At 60.8% G+C, this 19,762-nt stretch carries 19 protein-coding genes; 8 read left to right on the top strand and 11 right to left on the bottom strand.

What is annotated here, in order from left to right:
- Positions 1–141: 141 nt before the first annotated feature.
- The 8 genes from PSH86_RS07795 to PSH86_RS07760 form a co-directional block, all read right to left on the bottom strand.
- On the bottom strand, positions 142–3,648 hold the full coding sequence (locus tag PSH86_RS07795; RefSeq protein WP_305489065.1) for a glycosyltransferase family 2 protein: 3,507 nt from the start codon (positions 3,646–3,648) through the stop codon (positions 142–144).
- On the bottom strand, positions 3,645–4,397 hold the full coding sequence (locus PSH86_RS07790) for a bifunctional 2-polyprenyl-6-hydroxyphenol methylase/3-demethylubiquinol 3-O-methyltransferase UbiG (RefSeq protein WP_305489063.1): 753 nt from the start codon (positions 4,395–4,397) through the stop codon (positions 3,645–3,647). Before PSH86_RS07790 ends, PSH86_RS07795 begins: the two co-directional genes overlap by 4 nt.
- Positions 4,398–4,401: 4 nt before the next feature.
- Entirely contained in the window at positions 4,402–5,181 is a 780-nt protein-coding gene (locus tag PSH86_RS07785; protein ID WP_305489061.1) for a phytanoyl-CoA dioxygenase family protein, read from the bottom strand.
- Entirely contained in the window at positions 5,178–5,735 is a 558-nt protein-coding gene (locus tag PSH86_RS07780; RefSeq protein WP_305489058.1) for a GNAT family N-acetyltransferase, read from the bottom strand. Before PSH86_RS07780 ends, PSH86_RS07785 begins: the two co-directional genes overlap by 4 nt.
- Complete coding sequence (locus PSH86_RS07775) at positions 5,732–6,712, bottom strand: hypothetical protein (protein ID WP_305489056.1); 981 nt, start codon at positions 6,710–6,712, stop codon at positions 5,732–5,734. The genes PSH86_RS07780 and PSH86_RS07775 overlap by 4 nt, the downstream gene beginning before the upstream one ends.
- Positions 6,705–7,463 carry a WbqC family protein gene (locus tag PSH86_RS07770; RefSeq protein ID WP_305489054.1) on the bottom strand — a complete coding sequence of 253 codons (759 nt, stop codon included), beginning with the start codon at positions 7,461–7,463 and terminating at the stop codon, positions 6,705–6,707. The genes PSH86_RS07775 and PSH86_RS07770 overlap by 8 nt, the downstream gene beginning before the upstream one ends.
- Positions 7,460–8,578 carry a DegT/DnrJ/EryC1/StrS aminotransferase family protein gene (locus tag PSH86_RS07765; RefSeq protein ID WP_305489051.1) on the bottom strand — a complete coding sequence of 373 codons (1,119 nt, stop codon included), beginning with the start codon at positions 8,576–8,578 and terminating at the stop codon, positions 7,460–7,462. The genes PSH86_RS07770 and PSH86_RS07765 overlap by 4 nt, the downstream gene beginning before the upstream one ends.
- A 424-nt stretch (positions 8,579–9,002) precedes the next feature.
- Positions 9,003–10,562: a sigma-54-dependent transcriptional regulator gene (locus PSH86_RS07760; protein ID WP_305489048.1), complete on the bottom strand. Its 1,560-nt coding sequence runs from the start codon at positions 10,560–10,562 to the stop codon at positions 9,003–9,005.
- Between PSH86_RS07760 and PSH86_RS07755 the strand changes: the two genes are divergently transcribed.
- The 4 genes from PSH86_RS07755 to PSH86_RS07740 all read left to right on the top strand — a co-directional run bounded on the left by PSH86_RS07755 (position 10,561) and on the right by PSH86_RS07740 (position 13,331).
- The gene (locus tag PSH86_RS07755; RefSeq protein ID WP_146206829.1) at positions 10,561–10,749 is read left to right on the top strand and encodes a hypothetical protein; all 189 of its coding nucleotides are present in this window, start codon (positions 10,561–10,563) and stop codon (positions 10,747–10,749) included. The genes PSH86_RS07760 and PSH86_RS07755 overlap by 2 nt on opposite strands.
- Before the next feature lie 147 nt (positions 10,750–10,896).
- Complete coding sequence (phhA, locus tag PSH86_RS07750) at positions 10,897–11,682, top strand: phenylalanine 4-monooxygenase (RefSeq protein ID WP_053154874.1); 786 nt, start codon at positions 10,897–10,899, stop codon at positions 11,680–11,682.
- A 99-nt stretch (positions 11,683–11,781) separates the two neighbouring features.
- Positions 11,782–12,138, top strand: a complete 357-nt coding sequence (locus PSH86_RS07745) for a 4a-hydroxytetrahydrobiopterin dehydratase (RefSeq protein ID WP_109751326.1) — start codon at positions 11,782–11,784, stop codon at positions 12,136–12,138.
- A complete protein-coding gene (locus PSH86_RS07740) occupies positions 12,138–13,331 on the top strand; it encodes an amino acid aminotransferase (RefSeq protein WP_109751325.1) in 1,194 nt (397 codons plus the stop codon). The genes PSH86_RS07745 and PSH86_RS07740 overlap by 1 nt, the downstream gene beginning before the upstream one ends.
- A 196-nt stretch (positions 13,332–13,527) precedes the next feature.
- Here the strand turns inward: PSH86_RS07740 and PSH86_RS07735 are convergent, their stop codons facing one another.
- Positions 13,528–14,091, bottom strand: a complete 564-nt coding sequence (locus tag PSH86_RS07735; protein WP_116831739.1) for an NAD(P)H nitroreductase — start codon at positions 14,089–14,091, stop codon at positions 13,528–13,530.
- A gap of 170 nt (positions 14,092–14,261) precedes the next feature.
- Here PSH86_RS07735 and PSH86_RS07730 point away from each other — a divergent pair, with 170 nt between their 5' ends.
- Positions 14,262–15,716: a TrkH family potassium uptake protein gene (locus PSH86_RS07730; RefSeq protein WP_305489045.1), complete on the top strand. Its 1,455-nt coding sequence runs from the start codon at positions 14,262–14,264 to the stop codon at positions 15,714–15,716.
- Here the strand turns inward: PSH86_RS07730 and PSH86_RS07725 are convergent.
- Positions 15,673–16,734 carry an AraC family transcriptional regulator gene (locus PSH86_RS07725; protein WP_163854879.1) on the bottom strand — a complete coding sequence of 354 codons (1,062 nt, stop codon included), beginning with the start codon at positions 16,732–16,734 and terminating at the stop codon, positions 15,673–15,675. The two genes, PSH86_RS07730 and PSH86_RS07725, sit on opposite strands and share 44 nt — an antisense overlap.
- A 185-nt stretch (positions 16,735–16,919) precedes the next feature.
- On the opposite strand from PSH86_RS07725, the gene PSH86_RS07720 reads away from it, so the two are divergent.
- Positions 16,920–17,231 (top strand): DUF962 domain-containing protein, encoded by a 312-nt coding sequence (locus PSH86_RS07720; protein ID WP_109751825.1) that lies wholly within the window; start codon positions 16,920–16,922, stop codon positions 17,229–17,231.
- Between the two features lie 32 nt (positions 17,232–17,263).
- The gene (locus PSH86_RS07715; RefSeq protein WP_305489043.1) at positions 17,264–17,854 is read left to right on the top strand and encodes an HD domain-containing protein; all 591 of its coding nucleotides are present in this window, start codon (positions 17,264–17,266) and stop codon (positions 17,852–17,854) included.
- Positions 17,855–17,999: 145 nt separating this feature from the next.
- Here the strand turns inward: PSH86_RS07715 and PSH86_RS07710 are convergent, their stop codons facing one another.
- Positions 18,000–18,818: a UDP-2,3-diacylglucosamine diphosphatase gene (locus PSH86_RS07710; RefSeq protein WP_163854883.1), complete on the bottom strand. Its 819-nt coding sequence runs from the start codon at positions 18,816–18,818 to the stop codon at positions 18,000–18,002.
- 135 nt (positions 18,819–18,953) lie between these two features.
- Here PSH86_RS07710 and PSH86_RS07705 point away from each other — a divergent pair, with 135 nt between their 5' ends.
- On the top strand, positions 18,954–19,703 hold the full coding sequence (locus PSH86_RS07705; RefSeq protein WP_305489042.1) for an AraC family transcriptional regulator: 750 nt from the start codon (positions 18,954–18,956) through the stop codon (positions 19,701–19,703).
- Positions 19,704–19,762: the final 59 nt, after the last annotated feature.

The raw sequence follows: 19,762 nt of genomic DNA, 5'->3' as shown, positions 1-19,762 counted from the left end.
GCCGGTAAGTGGCAAGTGTCAGCCTTTGATCACTCCGACTCCAACGCGCTATGGCGTGGCCTGCGCGAGCAGACCACGGGTGGTCGGGTTGATCATTCAGGCGGCAGGGGCCACTCCCCTGTCGCCTCTCTCAGTTCTCCGTCAGCTGGGCAACCATCCCTGAACCCAGCGTGCCGCATAGGCATCGTCGAAGACCCAGTTGTCCAGTACTTGCTCGCGCAAGCGCTCGGCCTGCTGCCGTGAGGCGTGACGATCAGCCAAGTGCTCATTGATCGCCTCCAACCATTGCCCTCGGCTGTCAGCGACACGCGTGATGACGAGATCACCCAGGCAACCGACGGTATCGCCGCCGATCACACTGTAGCCGCAAGCGCCATACTGCAGACAATGAAGCAAGCTGGCACCTTCGTCGGTCTGGCCGAAGCCTTGTGGCGCGAGGACTATATCCAGATTGAGGCCGGCCATGGCATCGGGATCGCCGTGAACGTCGTCATGAACCTCGCTGGCGAGCGCTTGCAGATACACCGGCACATCGCCCCAGAGTACCCACTCCACTTGACCGGCCAGTGCTTGCATCAACTCAAGGATCAACGGCTGGACAAAGGGCTGCGCCGGGTCGATAGCGCAGCCTATGCGAGGGATGCCAAACGTCTGGCGCCCATTGGAGAGATTGCGCCATCTGCTGCCCAGGCGCGTTTCGAGGACACGAATATCCTGGTGCAGCCCGGCACAGGCCTGGGCCATCGCAGGCGTCGCCACAACGATGCAGTCAACCAGGCTTGCCGCTTGCTGCAATGAAGTCATCCATCCCGGGACCTCTGGCGTCAGCGTATCCAGCTCAAGAACCTTGAACGCATTGGAGAGCGTGCCGATGCTCTGCATTTGCTCCAGACGCAGTGGATCGGCCTGGTGCTGGAAGACAATGACGTCGGGGTTGTAGCGCGCAAGCGTCGTTGCCGGTAACAGGCTGTTGCTGATGCAGCCTTCGATTTTGCCGCAGTCGCGCAAAGCAGTGAACGGCTCGACAATACGCAGCTTGGCGGCTTTTTCCGCCTTCGCAGGATGCACCAGCACCACCGGAAGCGGTCGCCAGGACAGCGGTCGCCAAGTCAGCTCGTTGATGGCTTCCAGCTCGAAGCCGGCGCCGCGCAACGACAGGTTGCTGTTGTAGGCCGGATCATTGGCCAAGACACCCTGCCATTTGCTCAAGGCCTGCTCTTGCTCCAAGGCGAAGCGTTGCTGGTTGAGCGGGTCTTTGCCAACGCTTGAGCAGAGCCCTCCCCCCTCATGCAAGAGCACGGCATGAGGCGTCCAGACATTCAGATAGCCAAGGTTCGCCACTTTCAGGCACAGGTCCAAGTCGTTGCAGGTGACCTGGAACTGCACGTCGTCCATGCCACCGGCTTCCAGGTAGATCGCCGTACGGATCATCAGACAGGCCGCACTGACCGCACTGGTGTCTTGGTCGACCAACAGGCGCTGCATGTAGCCGCCGCCGTTGGCAGCCTGATCGATGAAGGGGCTTGCGGCAGGCCCGCGCAAGCCGGTGATCAGGCCTGCATGCTGGACGGTGCCCGTCGAGGTAATCAGCTTGGCGCCGACGATCCCCACTTCGGGGCGCAAGGCGTGGTTGAGCAGTTCGTCCAACCAGTCTTCGCGTACGATTGCCGTATCGTTGCTCAATAACACCAGGTACTCACCGCGCGCCTGCCTGGCCGCCAGATTGTTCATGGCGCTGAAATTGAACGGATGAGGGAAGCGGACGATGCGAACCTTATCCCCCCCGATCGACTCCATTTCCCCCAGCCAGACGAGTGCCTCTTCACTCTGGCTGCCATTGTCGATCAGGATAATTTCGAAGTACGGGTAGCGAGTCTTCGACAACAGGCTTTCCACGCAACGCTGCAACAGCGGCAACTGGTCCCGGGTAGGAATCAGGATCGACACCAGAGGCTGTTGATCATGACCGTACTTGATGTGGTAATGCCGGGCCGGCTCCTGCAGGACCCTGGCATTCGCGTAGCCGCGATTGTCCAAGTGCCGTTGCAGGGCGTGCAGCTCATCCGGATTATCGGCAAGGATCGGCGTGTTGCTGGCTACCAGCGGTTCGCTCAGGTGGGCAATGCCGTTCATGCTCCCGGTTTCGATCAGTCGCAGGATCAAGTCCAATTCAAGCGCTGCGGGCACCTGCGGGTCGTAACCGCCAATCTCCAGCGCCAACCCGCGACGGATCAGCCAATGGCTGGCCATGGTCAATGGCAGGCTCAAGAGGTAGTCGAGGTTGATGCTCGGCCGGAAGACCGCTTGAGGGCCACTCTCCGAGCGATACATGCCATCGCAATAGATCATCCGGCAGCCATCGGCATCTGGCAGCTCCAGGTCGAGCATTAGCGTGCCGGCGGGCAGAACCTCGTCGCCAGCCGTCAGCAGCATGATCCAGTCGCTGTCGTCTGCCTGCAGAATCTCGTTCAGTTCGACGGCGCCCGGGTTAGCACTGGTCAGCCAGTGCAGGCTGTCGGGCAGATTGACAGGCGATGGCGAGGCGCTCAGGACCACCATGCGCAAGCTGATCGAGGAGCGCGATCGCCACAGCGCAAGGCTTTCCAAGGTATCGCTCAACGCATTGAAATCCCCCAGGGGATCGCGTATCAGCAGTGTCAGGCTGGTTTTTCCGCTGAGCCGTTGGCGACGCTGATCGACAAGCTGCTGCTGGATCGGCGTCAGTACGCGGTTGCGCAGCCAGTCCTTGACGGAGGGTACACGCGCATCAATGGCGTGCTGGATGGCCGCCTGCTGGGTGATACCGGTGAAACGCTCCAGCTGGGGCCAGAAAGCTTTTTCGAGCTCCAGCCAGCGCCAGCGCGCCTGCATCACGCTTGCGCGGGCGCGCTCCAGTCCGCCTGGCTCGTCATAGAGCGCCGAGCCCGCATTGCCGAACTGCTCGACGAATGGCTGGGTCTTGACGTGGCCGCCGGGCATGTAGATAACCGGGCAGCCACAGAGCATGGCTTCGGTGCACGTCGCTGAGATTTCGTAGCTGTAGAGTGTTGAAGCCGTCCGAAAAATCTCCGCCAGCTCGGCCAGCGTCTTCGGGTTGGCCATGCTCAGGACTTCGATATCGTCCGGCAACATCGAGTAGTCGACCTTAGACCTGTCGATGCGATGCAAATACAGATAGTTGCCGCTGCGCTGTACCGACTCGGTTGGCGGTGAAAACAATTGCGAGTCGATGACCGGCAACAGGAGCAGGTTGCTGTTATCGCTGTCGCCACCGAAATCCTGGGTGTAATAGAAAAACAGGTCCGTTTTTTGCGCCTTGATCGCCCGGCCAGTGAGGAAGCCTTCACGGTTCAGAATGTAACGGGCTACGATCGGTGCGCCTATCGGGTTACCGTCCATCACCTCGGAATACACAGCAATGGGCGCCAAGCCCAGCGACCGGTGGTGCCGGCGCAACTCGTCGGTAAGGATCGGGGTGCGCAGTTTCGGATTGACCTGGCATGGCGTGAGATAGGCCTCGTAGCCGGACAAGTTCAGAACGTGACACAGGTAGTGCAATACGCACACACCCGAGGAGGTCTCCCGATAGTCGGGAGCGGCGATGTAGTAAGGGTGACGCGGCTTGCCATGCAGGGACGGGGTGATCATACGGTTGCCTTGGGGCTGGAGGGCTGCTCACAAATGACGAAGACACTGGCACACAGGTCTGGATAGACCATGCCCAGCGCATGGCAGGCATCCATGAAACGGTCATCGATCAGTTGGGTTTCCAGGGCCTTGTCCAACTGGAAGTTAGCCAATGGCTTGAAGAACACCCCGCCACGGTGGCTCACGTGCCAACCGGCGCTGCGTACTTCGTGATCGAGGGTATCGAGGGTATAGGTGATCCGGTGGCCATGCAGGCGTTCGCCTTCGGTCACGGCACTGTTGTGTTCGATCAAGCCCATCTTGACGGCGATCTGCCGCGAAGGCGCATTGGCGTTCGGCACGGCGATGAACAGGCGACCGCCGGGAGCAAGCCAGTTCCGCACGCGCTTGAGCACCGCCTGGCGGTCGTCGAGGTGCTCGAGGGTGTGGATCAGGAAAATGTTATCGAAGCGTGGTTCCAGCTCGGCTTCTTCAAAGGTACTGCAAACGAACTTGACGCCTGAACCGACCTTTTTCCGGGTGACGTCGATCAGGTCGCTGGCCGCTTCGATGACCGTCAGGTCGGCAAAACGTTCGGCGAACAGCGTCGTAAAAGCACCTTCGAAACAACCCATTTCCAGGGTTGGCCCCACCGCCATCCAGGGGCCGAAGCTGTCCAGCATGTAGCGTCGCAGGCGCGCATCGAAGTCATAGAAGTAGCTGCGGTGAGCGTTATCCTGAAACTCTTTGTTGTAATCACGTACGGACATGGCGTTATTCCTGGCTTTTCCTGTAGAAACGATGTTCTTCAGGCTGGTACCACTCATGGAGGGTCGAGGGAGTACGGGCATACCACCCCAGCAGTTGTTGCATGCTCGGTGTTTGCGAGCGGCAGAAGTCTTCGCCCAGGGCTCGGCAATAATCGAACTGCGGTTTGAAATAGCTTCGCGTGAAGGTCAGTGTCAGGCAGCGTCGTGGCTGGTCGGTACGATTGACGCCGGCGGCATGCCAGATGCGTGAGTCGAACAAGTAGATCGAACCGGCACTGCCCAAGGCCTTGCGGGCCTGAGTCTCGAATACCTGGGCGTCGGGTTTTTCAGGGGCGGTGTGCGAGCCTGGCAGAAACAGGGTCGCGCCATTGTCGACGGTGAAGTCGTCGAGCAACACCAGCGCCTGGGCCATCTGCATGGACTCGGCTGACCAGGAGCGCACGTCCCGGTGCACATTACGCACGTAGGCGTCGGTACTGCTCAGGTTGTTCAGACCGCCAAACGAATTGAGGATCGCAGCACCGCCCAGCATGTGCCGCAGGACGTCGACGATTCCCCATTCGGCGAATCGATCGAGCAACTCAACGAAACTGGAGTCCTGCGTAAGGATATGGTGCGCGGTCTGTTCAGTTCGCTGGGTAATACCGTTCTCCAGCTGTACCCGACGGCAACGGTCTATGGCACACGCCAGGTCTTCACGTAGCTGGCCGAGCAACGGATCGGCAATCAGGGCGGGCAGACAGACGTAACCGTTCGCTTGCAGATCACGCAAGACCGGATTCATAGGTCGTCTCCCCGCGCGGCTTGCCAGGCACGGTACTCTTCGGCGCTCACGCCAAGCATGACGCGGTCCCAGCGCTGGCCCTTACGGTAGTACCACTGGCGCTGCACGCCCTCGATGACCCAAGGGGTCTTGCGTGTGTAGGTCGCCAGGGACGCTGCGTTGTACTCGATGATGGTGGTCGAGAGACGGCTCAGGCCCAGTTCGTCGAAGGCATAGCGCATCACCGTGGCAATCACGTCGGTGCCATGGCCTTGGCCGCGCAAGGAGGCGTCGCCAATCATCATGCCATGTTCGGCTGTGCGGTTTTTCCAGTCGATGCTGACCAGGTTTGCTGTACCGATCAGGCCATGGCCCGGGACCTCGATACCGAAGCGCTGGTTGAGCGAGTCGCTCTTGAGACCCAGCAACCACTCCCGTTGCGCTTCCCGCGAGGTAGGGAAATGCCAGCCGCCCAGCAGACTCCAGAGGGCTTCGTCGTTGGACCATTGATGCAGCAGCGGCAAGTCCTCAAGCTCCAGTGCCCTGAGCAGGATGCGTTGACCTTGAATGCTCATGATTTCCCCGTATTCTGAAGGATGACGTCGGCGAGACGATTCATGTCATCGACGTTGTATCGCTGGTCGATCGGCAGCGGCAGCAAGCACTGTGCCCAGTCCCTTTCAATGGGCGGTGCTGCCGGGTTGCTCAGCACTTCGCGCCAGTAGCCGGGCACATAGATATGTTGGTCGAGCAATTGAGCCCGTAACCGGGTGGCCGTCTCGGCGGACTTGACCAGCAACGGGTAACACAACGCGGCAACGGGCTGCGCGGGCCAGATGGCGAAGCGGTTGAGGTGGTCCAGGCGTCGGCGCAGTTGCGCCAGGTTGTCTATCCTGCGCCTGGCGACTTCGTGGTAATCGATGCTGTCGAGCAGGCGCGCAGTGCTGGTGGACATAGCCTTGATGCCCTCGTTCTCCAACGCCTGCTCCAATGCCTGGAACGTCGCATAGTGTTGTTGTGGGGCGTCTTCAAGGCGCCCCAGCAGCGCACCAAAACGCGCCTGGGAGCGGCTGCTCGGCGCTTGCGGCAGATCAGCCGGGGCATTGGCGAGCCAACCACCATCGGCAACTCCGACGAACTTGCGTGGTGAATAAAGGGTTGCAATCGCGGATTGCGGCTGGGAAAACAGCGCCTGGGAATTGTCGACGATCAAGTGCTTGCCGTAGCGAACAGCAAGCACCTCGCTGATGTAGTCGGCCTTGAGTCCGAAATAATTGACGAACAGCAGCGCCTCGTCGGCTTGCAAGGCCGGGAAGTCCGGCAGCTCGAACCGTTCGGTCAGCGCATATCGCAACACCTCGATGCCGGATCCGCGCAGCACGTCCTGCATGACATCGCAGATGTAGACTGGCAGATGAACCCGGCGCAGGTTGCGCGCCAACACCAGTGCCTTGAAGGCTGAGCGAGCCGAGTTGAAGGCCACGGCCTGCGGGTAAGGATGGAGCCCTTTGCGCAGCTCCAGTTCGAAATAACCGCCGATGGCCTCAGGCATGGACAATCTCTCCACGCCTTGCCCAGGCTCCCACGGTCTGCGCATCGTTGTACATCAAGGCGTCGAGAATCGACAGGCCAGGCACGAAGGGTTGTTCACCCTCCCCCTGTTGGTAGTTGGGCAAGGTGGCCTTGAGCAACTCCAGGCTGATACCGGCCTGCTGGAATGCCTCGGCCTGGTAGAGATGAGCGCCGTTGAAGGGGTTGAGGTAACGGGTGCCAGCGCACGCCTGGACCACTTCGAGTACCCGGTCCTGGGCCTTGTTGTCAGCGCCAATCGGCAGATCGCTGGAACGGATGATCGGCGTTTGCAGCCCGATCAGGACGCAGCAGGCCCGTAGTATCCGCTCGTTGAGTTCGGCGATGCTCGAAGCAGGCTCGACCAGCAACGCCTCAAGCCACGCCAGCATGCGCGTGGCGTGGGGCGCACGGCGATAGGCAAAGCTCAGCTTGTTGAGGATATCGCCAGGGTCGAACGTCCCGGCAATACGTTTTTCCATGATCTGCTGAGTGTGACTACCCTTGGCCAGCGGCACTCGGAACCACTTCGGCTCCTGTCCCAGCAGATAGCGGTTGCGTTCTATCCAGCCGTTCTTGATGAACTGCACATTGTCGTAGATGACAAAACAGTCGACTGCGGCGATCAGTTGGAAATAGCCCAGATACGGCAGGAAATAAGGTTGCATGAGTGCAATGCGGTGCTGCTGGCCAACTGCCGGGGCGCACACCTTCGAGGTGAGAGCCTGGCTCATGCCGCCCGGGCCTTGAGCAGTACCTCGATGATCTGCGCCTGGGTCTGCGGATCGAGATCCGGATAGATCGGCAGGCACAGTACCTCGCGGGACACTTTGTAGGCGTTCTCCAACTGAGAAAGATCCGAACTGGGCAGGCCGCGGTACATCGGAAATTCGCATATCAGCGGGTAGAAGTACCGGCGCACGAGAATGTTTTCTGCGCGGTAGCGGTCATACAGCTCGTCCCGGCTCACCCCAAAGTGCTCGCCATCGACCAGGATCGGACAATAGGCATAGTTCCAGTCCAGCCCCGGCGGTTGCTCCAGGAGACTGATGCCAGGTATGCCTTCCAGCGCGCTGCGATAATACTCAAACACCTTTTTTCGACGGCTGAGGGCCTCATCGATGTAGCGCAACTGCAGCACGCCGAATGCAGCCTGCAGCTCGTTCATCTTCCCATTGATGCCAGGAGCCATGACCGTGACTTCGTCGGCAAAACCGAAATTCTTCAGGTAATCGATGCGTTTCTTGATTTTTTCATCACGACAGATGATGGCGCCGCCTTCGAAAGTATTGAATACCTTCGTGGCGTGGAAGCTGAGGATCGACAGGTCGCCGTTGTTGAGAACGCTTTCGCCGTTGTGTCGGACCCCGAAGGCATGTGCGGCGTCATAGATAACCTTGAGTCCATAGGTGTCAGCAACGGCCTGGATGCCCTCGACATCACAGGGAACACCATAGCAATGGACCGGAAGAATCGCCGAAGTCGCCGGGGTGATGGCTTCGGCGATACGTCGTGGATCAAGGTTCTTGGTGACGGGATCAATGTCCACGAACACCGGTTTGAGGTTGTTCCACAGCAGCGAGTGGGAAGTAGCCACGAACGAATAAGGTGTCGTGATGACTTCGCCAGTAATGCGCAAGGCCTGGAGGGCTGTCACCAGGGCCAGGGTACCGTTGGAAAACAGCGAAATATGCTGGACGCCGAGGTATTCGGCCAACTCCTTTTCCAGCTGCTCATGGAAGGGGCCGCCATTGGTCAGACGCTTACTGTCCCAGATTTGCTGCAGGTAAGGCGTGAACTCTTCCAGAGGAGGTAGCAGCGGGCTGGTAACGGTAATGGAATCGGCCATGGGTACACTACTCGGGTGACTGAAAAATGGCACACGGCTGGGGAATCCCTCTGACGCGGCGTTGCATCGCGGTCTATATCGGCGGGCTGCAACGCCATGAAACCGACAGCTGACTCTTGATGTGGGGATACTCCAGCAAAAAATCGGCCAACTCCCTACGGGCCCGATAAGTCGGGGCCACTTAAGGTGTGTTCATCGTGGCGAGGGAGTGGCCGCCGCGTCTCCGACGCTGCGCTGTCGCGCAGGGAACTCACGCGACGTCCACGAGATATCGGTTTTTTGATCGTTCCCACTCGCAGCGAAGGAATGTATCCCGTGACGCTCTGCGTCACCTTCCAGAAGCGGAACGCGGAGCGTCCCTGGCGACATTCCCACGCAGGAGCGTGGGAACGATCGATTCCATACCAGGGAAAAAACGCCCCTGCTACGGCTCAGTCTTGCCCAGCTCATACTCACGCAGCTTGTTGGCAATGGTCGTATGGGAAACCCCCAGCCGCTTGCCCAACTGCCGGCTGCTGGGGTGATCGGAATACAAGCGCTCCAGCACTGCCTTTTCGAAGCGTCCGACGATGTCGTCCAGGCTACCGTCGAGGGAAAAGTCGCCAAGGGGCTGACGCACGCCGTAGTCCGGCAGGCGAATATGCTCGGCTTTCACCGTCCCGCCGTCGCACAGGGAAACGGCCTGGAACAGTACGTTTTCCAATTGCCGGACGTTGCCCGGCCAGTGGTAGTGACTCAGACGCTCCATCGCCGCCGGCGCCAGCCTGGGCAGCGCACAGCCGATCTGGCGGCTGGCCTGGTCGAGGAAATGCTCCACCAGCGGCGCCAGGCCATCGAGGCATTCGCGCAGCGGCGGGATGTGCAAGGAAAGGACGTTCAAGCGGTGGTACAAGTCCTGACGGAATTCTCCCCGGGCACAGAGTTCGGACAAGTCCACCTGGGTAGCGCAGATCACCCGGACGTCCAGGTACACCTCTTCATCGCTGCCTACGCGACGGAAGCAGCCGTCCTGCAGAAAGCGCAGCAGTTTCACTTGCAGGCGCGGGCTCATCTCCCCGACGCCATCGAGGAACAACGTTCCCCCGGCAGTCAGTTCCAGCAGGCCAAGCTTGCCTTCGGCCCGGGCACCTTCGAAAGCACCGGGGCCGTAGCCGAACAGTTCGGTCTCGGCCATGGACTCCGGCAACCCGGCACAGTTGAGCGCCATCAATGGCGATTGCCCGCGCGGACTGGCCAGGTGACAGGCGCGTGCCAGCAATTCCTTACCGGTGCCGGTTTCGCCTTCTATCAACAGCGGCGCGTCCAGCGGTGCCATACGCCGGGCCTCACGCACTACCGCCGCCATCACCTTGGAACTCTGGAAAATACTGTCGAAGCCGCGAAGCTCCTGTTTGCGCACGTTATAGATTCGCTCGCCGACCCGGTCGGCCCGGTGCAACGTCAGTACCGCGCCGGCCATGGCCTCGCTGTCGTCGTGCTCCGATTGCAACGGGGCGATGTCGGCCAGGAACACATCGCCCTTGACCTTGACCCGCAGCCCGTTGATCCGCGACTGGTTGGCGCGCACCAGTTCAGGCAAATCGAAATCCTCGGCGTAGCGGGACAGTGGAATCCCGGGCACCTCATCCACCCGCACCCCGAGCAACTGCGCCGCCGCCCGGTTGGCCGCGACGATGGAGCCGCCCATGTCGATGGACAGCACCGGAAACTCCAAGGCACCGAGCAGGGCATTGAGCTCCATGTGCCGACGCTCGCTAGGCATTAATCCTACGCGCTTGACGCCAAATACCCCGGCGATGCCTTCGAATTTCGGACGTAGCGCCTGGAACTGAATGTTGATCAGGTTCGGGCAATGCAGGTAGATCGCGTTGCCATGCTCACCCCCGACCTCGCCCCGGGCAACGTTGATGCCGTACTCCACCAGCAGGTTGAGGATGTCTCGCAGGATGCCGATGCGGTTTTGGCAATGGACTTTGATGCGCATGAAAAGGCCCGATATCGATGTGTATGCAAGCATGGGGAGGAGGTTGCTGCGCAGCCAGCGCAAGCAAGCTTCCTCGCCACAAGGTTTTCTGCATGGCAGCGCAAATAAACGTCAAGATTATGTGACAGCTGTAGGCCATTTCCCAGCTGAAAATCTCGACAACACTGGAGTACCGCCCAATACGTAACGAAAACTTTACGAATTCATGCCTTTATCGCAATCCATCCCTTCGTCTGCCTGCTGCACACATCCCTGCTTCGAGTTATCTCTAATGCATCGCTGGACATAAAAACAAACAGCCTTCCCCCCTGAGGGAAATCAGCAGGAGAGCAGCATGAAGCAGACGCAGTACGTGGCCCGCGAGCCCGATGCGCAAGGTTTTATCCACTACCCCGCCGAAGAACATGCGGTGTGGAACACGCTGATCACCCGCCAGCTGAAAGTCATCGAAGGCCGCGCGTGCCAGGAATACCTGGACGGCATCGACAAGCTTGGCCTGCCCCACGACCGTATCCCGCAACTGGGCGAAATCAACAAGGTGCTAGGCGAGACCACGGGTTGGCAAGTCGCCCGGGTGCCGGCCTTGATCCCCTTCCAGACCTTCTTCGAACTGCTCGCCAGCAAGCAGTTTCCGGTAGCGACCTTTATTCGTACCCGCGAAGAACTGGACTACCTGCAAGAACCTGACATTTTCCACGAGATTTTTGGCCACTGTCCGCTGTTGACCAACCCCTGGTTTGCCGAATTCACCCACACCTACGGCAAACTCGGCCTACAGGCCTCCAAGGAAGAACGCGTCTATCTGGCGCGCCTGTATTGGATGACCATCGAGTTCGGCCTGGTGGAGACCCCGCAGGGCCGGCGCATCTACGGTGGCGGCATCCTGTCTTCGCCCAAGGAAACCGTTTACTGCCTGTCGGACGAGCCTGAACACCAGCCTTTTGATCCGTTGGAAGCGATGCGCACGCCGTATCGCATCGACATCCTGCAACCGGTGTATTTCGTGCTGCCCGAGCTCAAGCGCCTGTTCGACCTGGCCCACGAAGACATCATGGGCATGGTCAAGCGCGGTCGGGAACTGGGCTTGCACGCCCCGAAATTCCCACCCAAGGCAGCGTGAACCGCGTCTTTTAATCTCAATTGAGTCTGTTGCACAACGCGGCTTTGCTTTAGCGTGGGTGCATCGACGTTTTTCAAATATTCGATCCAGGAACACACCATGAACACTCTGAACCAAGCCCATTGCGAAGCCTGCCGCGCCGATGCCCCGCAAGTCAGCGACGAAGAACTGCCGGCGCTGATCAAGCAGATCCCCGACTGGAACATCGAAGTGCGCGACGGCGTGATGCAGCTGGAAAAAGTTTTCCTGTTCAAAAACTTCAAGCACGCCCTGGCCTTCACCAACGCCGTCGGTGAAATCTCGGAGGCCGAAGGCCACCACCCAGGCCTGCTCACCGAATGGGGCAAAGTCACCGTGACCTGGTGGAGCCACTCCATCAAGGGTCTGCACCGCAACGACTTCATCATGGCCGCCCGCACCGATGACGTGGCCAAGACCGCCGAGGGCCGCAAGTAATGCATTTCGATGCCATCGGCCGGGTACCCGGCGACCCGATCCTCGGCCTGATGGAGGCCTACGGCGCGGACAGCAATCCGAGCAAGTTCGACCTGGGCGTGGGTGTCTACAAGGACGCCCAGGGCCTGACGCCGATTCTTCAATCCGTGAAGCAGGCCGAACAATGGCTGGTGGATCGCCAGACCACCAAGACCTACATCGGCGGCCATGGCGACCCCGCGTTCGGCCAGTTGATCAATGAACTGGTGCTGGGCACCGACTCGCCGCTGATCAGCGCAAAGCGCGCTGGCGCCACCCAGACACCGGGCGGCACTGGTGCCCTGCGCCTGAGTGCCGACTTCATCGCCCAATGCCTGCCTGGCCGTGGCGTCTGGCTGAGCAATCCGACCTGGCCGATCCACGAAACCATCTTCGCCGCGGCTGGCGTCAAGGCCAGTCATTACCCTTATGTGGGCGCCGACAACCGCTTGGATTTCGAGGCGATGCTGGCGACCCTGAACCAAGCGCCCAAAGGCGATGTGGTGCTGCTGCATGCCTGCTGCCACAACCCCACCGGCTTTGACCTGTCCCATGAGCAATGGCGCCAGGTGTTGGAAGTGGTACGCAGCCGCGACCTGCTGCCGCTGATCGATTTCGCTTACCAGGGCTTCGGCGATGGGCTGGAGCAGGACGCCTGGGCAGTTCGGCTGTTTGCCGATGCGCTGCCGGAAGTGCTGGTCACCAGTTCCTGTTCGAAGAATTTCGGCCTGTACCGCGACCGCACCGGTGCGTTGATCGTCTGCGCCCGGGACGGTGAAAAACTGCTGGACGTGCGCAGCCAACTGGCCAACATCGCCCGTAACCTGTGGTCGACGCCGCCGGACCATGGAGCGGCTGTGGTGGCGACCATCCTCGGCAATCCGGAACTCAAAAGCCTGTGGGCCGATGAAGTCCAGGCCATGCGCCTGCGCATCGCGCAATTGCGCAGCGGCTTGCTGGAGGCCCTCGAACCCCATGGCCTGCGCGAGCGCTTCGCCCATATCGGCGTGCAACGCGGGATGTTCTCCTACACCGGCCTGACGCCGGAACAGGTCAAGCACCTGCGCGAACGCCACAGCGTCTATATGGTTGGCACCGGCCGGGCCAACGTCGCCGGCATCGACGCCACGCGCCTGGACCTGCTGGCCGAGGCGATTGCGGACGCGTGTAAATAACGCCACCGTCGGCTGTTGATTTTATGGCGAGGGAGCTTGCTCCCGCTCGGCTGCGCAGCAGTCGTAAACTGGCCTGGCGCGGTGTGCTTGGAAGACTGCGTTGTTCCACTTGGGGCGGCTTCGCCGCCCAGCGGGAGCAAGCTCCCTCGCCACAGTGGATCAATCCAGCCTCAAGCAATCCGCTGCCCTTGCGAGGTTACGCGCCCGTCCACTCGCGGACAAACTGCCCGACATCTTCCTGCGGCGCCGTACGCGCTTCTTTCTGCGGCGTGCCGAGGTAGAGGAAGCCAATGACCTCTTCCCCGTCTTCAAGGCCAAGCCCCCTGGCCACATGCGGCGAGTACGCCAGCTCACCGGTACGCCACACGCCACCAATCCCTTGGGCATAAGCCGCCAGCAGGATGCCATGGGCCGCACAGCCGGCCGCCAGCAATTGCTCGGATTTAGGGATCTTGAAATGGTCCTGCAGACGGGCAATCACCACCACGACCAGAGGCGCGCGCAATGGGCCATTGAGGGCCTTTTCCACGATCGCGTCCGGTACCAGCGGGTCACTGAACCGGGCCGCTTCGGCCAGCAGCTCGCCCATGCGATGCCGCGCCTGCCCTTCGACCGTCAGAAAACGCCATGGGCGCAACTGGCCATGATCCGGCGCCCGCATGGCCGCGGCGAACATGAGTTCGCGCTGTTCGGACGTGGGGGCCGGGTCTACCAGGCGCGGGACGGAAACACGGTTGAGCAAAGCGTCGAGAGCCTGCATCGGCCACCTCCTGAAAGAATGTCCGGCTATTCTAGTGGCTGTTTGGCGAGTTCGTTAGTTCAAATTCCGTTGCCACGCGCCCGCGCCCCGCAAGCGCCGCCGGGTGCCGGTTTACATGACGCTTGCCACAGGTAGAATGGCGCCCTTCCCTTTCAGCCTGAGCGGACTTCATGGCGTTGCCGACCCTGCGGATCATTGGTTTCATCATCGGCATCTTCCTGATCACCCTGGCGATCTTCATGGTCGTGCCCATGGCCACCCTGTTGGTCTTCGAGCGCACCCAAGAGCTGCCGTCGTTCCTGTGGTCGAGCATGATCACCTTCGTCGCCGGCCTGGCCCTGGTGCTTCCCGGGCGCCCGGAACACATCCACCTGCGCCCGCGCGACATGTACCTGCTGACCGTCAGCAGTTGGCTGGTGGTATGTATCTTCGCCGCGCTGCCGTTCCTGCTGACCCAACACATCAGCTATACCGACTCGTTTTTCGAAAGCATGTCCGGCATTACCGCCACCGGCGCCACAGTCCTCAGTGGCCTGGACAACATGTCCCCGGGCATCCTGATGTGGCGCTCGCTGCTGCACTGGCTCGGCGGTATCGGCTTCATCGGCATGGCGGTGGCGATCCTGCCCCTGCTGCGTATCGGTGGCATGCGCCTGTTCCAGACCGAATCGTCGGATCGTTCGGAAAAAGTCATGCCCCGCTCCCACATGGTGGCACGGCTGATCGTGGCGTCCTACGTGGGCATCACCATTCTCGGCACCCTGGCGCTCTGGTGGGCCGGGATGAGCCTGTTCGACGCCATCAACCATTCGATGTCGGCGATCTCCACCGGCGGTTTCTCCACTTCGGACCTGTCCCTGGCCAAATGGACCCAGCCAGCCGTGCATTGGGTCGCCATCGTCATCATGATTCTCGGCAGCCTGCCGTTTGCCCTGTACGTCTCGACGCTGCGGGGTAATCGCCGGGCGCTGATCAAGGACCAGCAGGTCCAGGGGCTTATCGGCGTGCTGCTGGTGACCTGGCTGGTGCTCGGCACCTGGTATTGGGCAACCACCGACCTGCATTGGCTGGATGCCCTGCGGCACGTGGCGCTGAACGTGACGTCCATCATCACCACCACCGGCTTCGCCCTGGGCGACTACAGCCTGTGGGGAAACTTTTCGCTGATGCTGTTCTTTTATCTGGGATTCGTCGGCGGTTGTTCAGGCTCGACGGCCGGCGGGATCAAGATCTTCCGCTTCCAGGTCGCCTACATCCTGCTGCGGGCCAACCTTAATCAACTGATCCACCCTCGTGCAGTGATCAAGCAGAAATACAACGGTCATCGCCTCGACGAAGAAATCGTCCGCTCGATCCTCACGTTCTCGTTCTTCTTCGCCATCACCATCTGCGTGATCGCCCTGCTGCTGTCGCTGCTGGGCGTGGAATGGATGACGGCGCTGACCGGCGCGGCCAGTACCGTGTCGGGCGTCGGCCCGGGGCTGGGGGAAACCATCGGGCCGGCGGGCAACTTCGCACCGCTGCCGGACGCAGCCAAGTGGATTCTGTCGGGGGGCATGTTGCTGGGCCGTCTGGAGATCATCACAGTGTTCGTGCTGTGTATCCCGGCGTTCTGGCGTCACTGACCGGTGCAGGCTGGCTCGCCAGGCGTGCCCGGTATTCACCAGGCGTGGTGTCGAACCAACGGCGAAAGGCCCGGAAAAAATTGCTCGGGTCGGCAAACCCCAGCAGGTAGGCGATTTCCAGCAACGTCATGCCCGGCTGCGCCAGGTACTGCTCGGCCAGTTCGCGCCGGGTGTCTTCGAGCAGGTTCTGGAAACTCGTACCCTCCTCTTGCAGGCGCCGCTGCAAGGTGCGCTGCGACAGGTGCAGCGTCTGCGCCACCACGTCACGCTTGGGCTCACCCTGGGGCAACAACCGGCACAACACCTGTCGCGCCTTGTGGGTCACGCGGCTTTCCGAAAAGCGCGCGAGGTACTCACCGGCAAACCGGTCGTGAAGCTGCGCCATGGCTTCGTTGGCCGTCGGCAGTGGCGCCTCCATGTCGGTCGGTTCAAAAATCAGCGCATCATAAGGCGCGCCGAACACCAGTGGCGCGGGGAAGGCTCGGTGATAAGGCCCCAGGTCCAACGGCTCGGCCCCCTGAAACAGCACCTTCACCGGGTGCAGGGTACGCCCGGTCAGCCAACTGCACAGGGCCAGCGCACAGGCCAGGGAGGCTTCGGCACTTTGGCGAGTGGGGGGCAGATGGTCGCCATGCACCGTCAGGATCAGCCCGTAGCCTTCTTCCAAGCGACGAAAACTCAAGTCGGCGCTTTCGGCAATGATCCGCTGGTAACGCACCAGCCGCTGGAAGCCCTCTGCCAGGGTACGACTGGACATCAAGGCATAGCCAACCACATGGAACGAGGCCGGACGCACCACTTTGCCCATGTTCAAGCCAATGGCCGGGTTACCCGACAACTCGACCGCCCGTTGCCAGAGCCGCGTCATCGAGTCTTGGGGGAAACGTGCATCCGGATCGTCCAGGGCCTCGAAGTCCAGCCCCAACTGCTTGAACAGCGCCCGGCAATCGACGCCGTCCATTTCCAATGCCTTGACGATCCCCATCGCCCAGCTTGAAGAAGTCGTTCGTTCGCTCATGACGTTTTTACTTGCATGACGAGCCGCAGGGTACGGCTGGATTGGCGAAGGATAGCAGTGTCTTTCATTACAAAAACAAGGGGTATTTGTAACACAGGACACTAGAGTGGCGCCCATTGTCACTAGCCGCTGTCCATGATCGCTCTAGACTTCAATAAACAACAATGACCACAGAGCTCGCAGTCGTGGAAAACGCCAGACGATTCAATACGTTCACTGAGTTCTACCCGTATTACCTCAGCGAACACAGCAACAGCACCTGCCGACGCCTGCACTTCGTCGGTACTTCCCTGCTCTTTGTGATTCTCGCCGTAGCGCTCGTCGCGGGCACCTGGTGGTGGTTGATCGCCCTGCCCGTCGCTGGCTACGGCTTTGCCTGGGTCGGGCATTTTTTCTTCGAAAAAAACCGGCCTGCCACGTTCCAGCATCCGTTCTACAGCCTGCTTGGCGATTTCGTCATGTACCGCGACATGCTGCTGGGCAAGGTGGCGTTCTAAGCGTTGAATGCCCATGAGCCAAAGGACCCTCGATGAATACGCATGCACGCTTTACCCACATGCAGGACGGCACCCAGGAAGACTGGGCGATCATCGCAGCCGATTTCAGCGCCTACGCGCGACAGTTGCCGGGCCGGGTCCTGGCCCACTTGAAACTGCTGGACGGCGACTTCGGCGGGTTCCCGGTGGATCGCCTGACCCATTCCCTGCAAACCGCCACCCGTGCCTACCGCGACGGGCGCGACGAGGAATACGTGGTCTGCGCCCTGCTTCACGACATCGGTGACACCCTGGGCTCATACAACCACCCGGATATCGCGGCGGCGATCCTCAAGCCATTCGTCAGCGCCGAGAACCTATGGATGGTGGAGAAACACGGGATTTTCCAGGGCTATTACTTCTTCCATCACCTGGGCATGGACCGTCACCTGCGCGAGCAGTTTTGCGAACATCCGCAGTACCAGGCGACGATCGACTTTTGTGCGAAATATGACGCGGCGGCGTTCGATCCGGAGTACGACACACTGCCGTTGAGTTTCTTCGAGCCGATGCTGGAAAGGGTGTTTGCCACGCCGAAGCAATCGATCTACAAGGCGGCGATGGCTGACGACACACCAGCCTGACAGATCCAACAAACCCGTGGCGAGGGAGCTTGCTCCCGCTGGGCTGCGCAGCAGCCCCCAAAAACAGGGCCGCTGCGCGCCCCAGCGGGAGCAAGCTCCCTCGCCACAGGGGTTATATGTTTGCTTGAGACGGTGTCAGGCCGGCCTAGGCAGGTTCGGTCACTTTCAACTCAGCTTTGACCAACGCCTCCCGCGCCTGGGCGTCCGCCAACCGATACAACTCGATCGACCCATCCCAATGCTCGATCAACGCCGTGCACGACTCGACCCAATCACCGCAATTGAGATACTCCACCTCCCCCACCTTGCGCATCTCGGCATGGTGGATATGCCCACAGACCACGCCGTGCAGTTCGCGCTTTACACACTCGTGGGCGATGGCCTCCTCGAAATCGCTGATGAAGCTGACGGCGGTCTTGACCTTATGCTTGAGGTACGCCGACAACGACCAGTAACCGTAGCCGTAACGGGCCCGCCAATGGTTGAGCCAGCGGTTCAGCGTGAGGGTGAACTCGTAGGCCGAATCGCCGAGGAACGCCAGCCAACGGTGGTAGCGGGTGATGACATCGAACTGATCGCCATGGATCACCAACAGGTGCCGACCATCGGCGGTGACGTGCACCGCTTCGTCCACCAACTGGATATTGCCCAGGATCAGCTTCGAATAGCGCCGCAGGAACTCGTCATGATTGCCGGTGACGTAGATCACTTCGGTGCCGCGCTTGCTCATGGTCAGCAAGCGGCGAATGACGTTGGTGTGGGCCTGGGGCCAATACATGCCACCGCGCAGTTTCCAGCCATCGATGATGTCTCCTACCAAGTAGATCTTGTCGGCGTGGTAACCCTTGAGGAACTGCGACAAGTGCTCGGCCTGGCAATCGCGGGTGCCCAGGTGCACATCGGAAATCCACAGGGTGCGAACACGCTGTTTGCGGCTGGGTCTGGCGAGCTCGGCGCTGGTCATTGGGCAACCCTCTGATCGTTTTTGCCACTGTGCACGCCAGCGGTTAATGGCCCATGACAAACACAAGTCCATTGCATGACAGCGCCGGGCGTTGCGCCCTCAGTGTATGCTGGCGGCCTGACACGGGAGACCGCGATGAGACCGATCCTCACGCTACGCCACTACAGCCACGACTTGATCGTCCACAGCCATGACCACGCCCAATTGGTGTTCGGGTTGTCTGGCGCACTGGATTTCGAGGTCGAAGGCCAGGGCAGCCAGGTGGTGCAACAAAGCTTCGTGGTGATACCGGCCGGTGCGCATCACGCCTGTGGCAGCCCCCATGGCAGTCGTTGCCTGGTGCTGGATGTGCCCAGTGATGATTGGGTCGGGCAATGCCTGGGGGATCACGCCGACTCCAGCCGCCGCTTGCTCGACGACACCGCGCGCCTGCCCCTGGATGCGGGGCAAAGCCAGTTGGTCACCTGGTTGGCCGGCAGCCCGGTGGACGACCCGGTGATCGCCCAGCAAGGCGCGGTGCTGCTGCTGGCGAGTCTCAATGGTGCTCGCCAGGAAACCCTCGGTGGCCGGCGCCTGCCTTATGCCGCACTCAACGCCCATATCGACCGGTACGCGGCCTATCCGCTGCAAGTGGCGGACCTGGCGCAGGTCGCCGGTCTCTCCAGCGCCCGCCTGCATGCGCGCTTCGTCGCCGAGTGCGGGCAAACCCCGATGGATTACATCCGCAGCCGCCGCTTGCACAAGGCCGTGGCGTTGTTGCGTGATTCGCAATTGCCCATCGGCGAGATCGGCCAACGGGTCGGCTACAGCTCCCAGAGTGCCTTCGCCGCAGCGGTACTGCGCGAATTCGGCGTCTCGCCGGGCAAGCTGCGGCGTCAGCGCTAGATTCGCGCTAAAAATCGCTAGGATCGCGACAGACAGAAGCGCTCGGCAACAGGTTCAAT

This window comes from Pseudomonas sp. FP2300 (assembly GCF_030687595.1).
GTDB lineage: Bacteria > Pseudomonadota > Gammaproteobacteria > Pseudomonadales > Pseudomonadaceae > Aquipseudomonas > Aquipseudomonas bijieensis.
This window is presented reverse-complemented; position numbering and strand designations above follow the sequence as displayed.

What these genes read in the sequence shown, in the direction of transcription:
- PSH86_RS07795 (WP_305489065.1), bottom strand. Translation starts at nt 3,648, where the DNA reads ATGATCACCCCGTCCCTGCATGGCAAGCCGCGTCACCCTTACTACATC.
- PSH86_RS07790 (WP_305489063.1), bottom strand. Translation starts at nt 4,397, where the DNA reads ATGTCCGTACGTGATTACAACAAAGAGTTTCAGGATAACGCTCACCGC.
- PSH86_RS07785 (WP_305489061.1), bottom strand. Translation starts at nt 5,181, where the DNA reads ATGAATCCGGTCTTGCGTGATCTGCAAGCGAACGGTTACGTCTGTCTG.
- PSH86_RS07780 (WP_305489058.1), bottom strand. Translation starts at nt 5,735, where the DNA reads ATGAGCATTCAAGGTCAACGCATCCTGCTCAGGGCACTGGAGCTTGAG.
- PSH86_RS07775 (WP_305489056.1), bottom strand. Translation starts at nt 6,712, where the DNA reads ATGCCTGAGGCCATCGGCGGTTATTTCGAACTGGAGCTGCGCAAAGGG.
- PSH86_RS07770 (WP_305489054.1), bottom strand. Translation starts at nt 7,463, where the DNA reads ATGAGCCAGGCTCTCACCTCGAAGGTGTGCGCCCCGGCAGTTGGCCAG.
- PSH86_RS07765 (WP_305489051.1), bottom strand. Translation starts at nt 8,578, where the DNA reads ATGGCCGATTCCATTACCGTTACCAGCCCGCTGCTACCTCCTCTGGAA.
- PSH86_RS07755 (WP_146206829.1), top strand. Translation starts at nt 10,561, where the DNA reads ATGAAAAGGCCCGATATCGATGTGTATGCAAGCATGGGGAGGAGGTTG.
- PSH86_RS07760 (WP_305489048.1), bottom strand. Translation starts at nt 10,562, where the DNA reads ATGCGCATCAAAGTCCATTGCCAAAACCGCATCGGCATCCTGCGAGAC.
- phhA (WP_053154874.1), top strand. Translation starts at nt 10,897, where the DNA reads ATGAAGCAGACGCAGTACGTGGCCCGCGAGCCCGATGCGCAAGGTTTT.
- PSH86_RS07745 (WP_109751326.1), top strand. Translation starts at nt 11,782, where the DNA reads ATGAACACTCTGAACCAAGCCCATTGCGAAGCCTGCCGCGCCGATGCC.
- PSH86_RS07740 (WP_109751325.1), top strand. Translation starts at nt 12,138, where the DNA reads ATGCATTTCGATGCCATCGGCCGGGTACCCGGCGACCCGATCCTCGGC.
- PSH86_RS07735 (WP_116831739.1), bottom strand. Translation starts at nt 14,091, where the DNA reads ATGCAGGCTCTCGACGCTTTGCTCAACCGTGTTTCCGTCCCGCGCCTG.
- PSH86_RS07730 (WP_305489045.1), top strand. Translation starts at nt 14,262, where the DNA reads ATGGCGTTGCCGACCCTGCGGATCATTGGTTTCATCATCGGCATCTTC.
- PSH86_RS07725 (WP_163854879.1), bottom strand. Translation starts at nt 16,734, where the DNA reads ATGAGCGAACGAACGACTTCTTCAAGCTGGGCGATGGGGATCGTCAAG.
- PSH86_RS07715 (WP_305489043.1), top strand. Translation starts at nt 17,264, where the DNA reads ATGAATACGCATGCACGCTTTACCCACATGCAGGACGGCACCCAGGAA.
- PSH86_RS07710 (WP_163854883.1), bottom strand. Translation starts at nt 18,818, where the DNA reads ATGACCAGCGCCGAGCTCGCCAGACCCAGCCGCAAACAGCGTGTTCGC.
- PSH86_RS07705 (WP_305489042.1), top strand. Translation starts at nt 18,954, where the DNA reads ATGAGACCGATCCTCACGCTACGCCACTACAGCCACGACTTGATCGTC.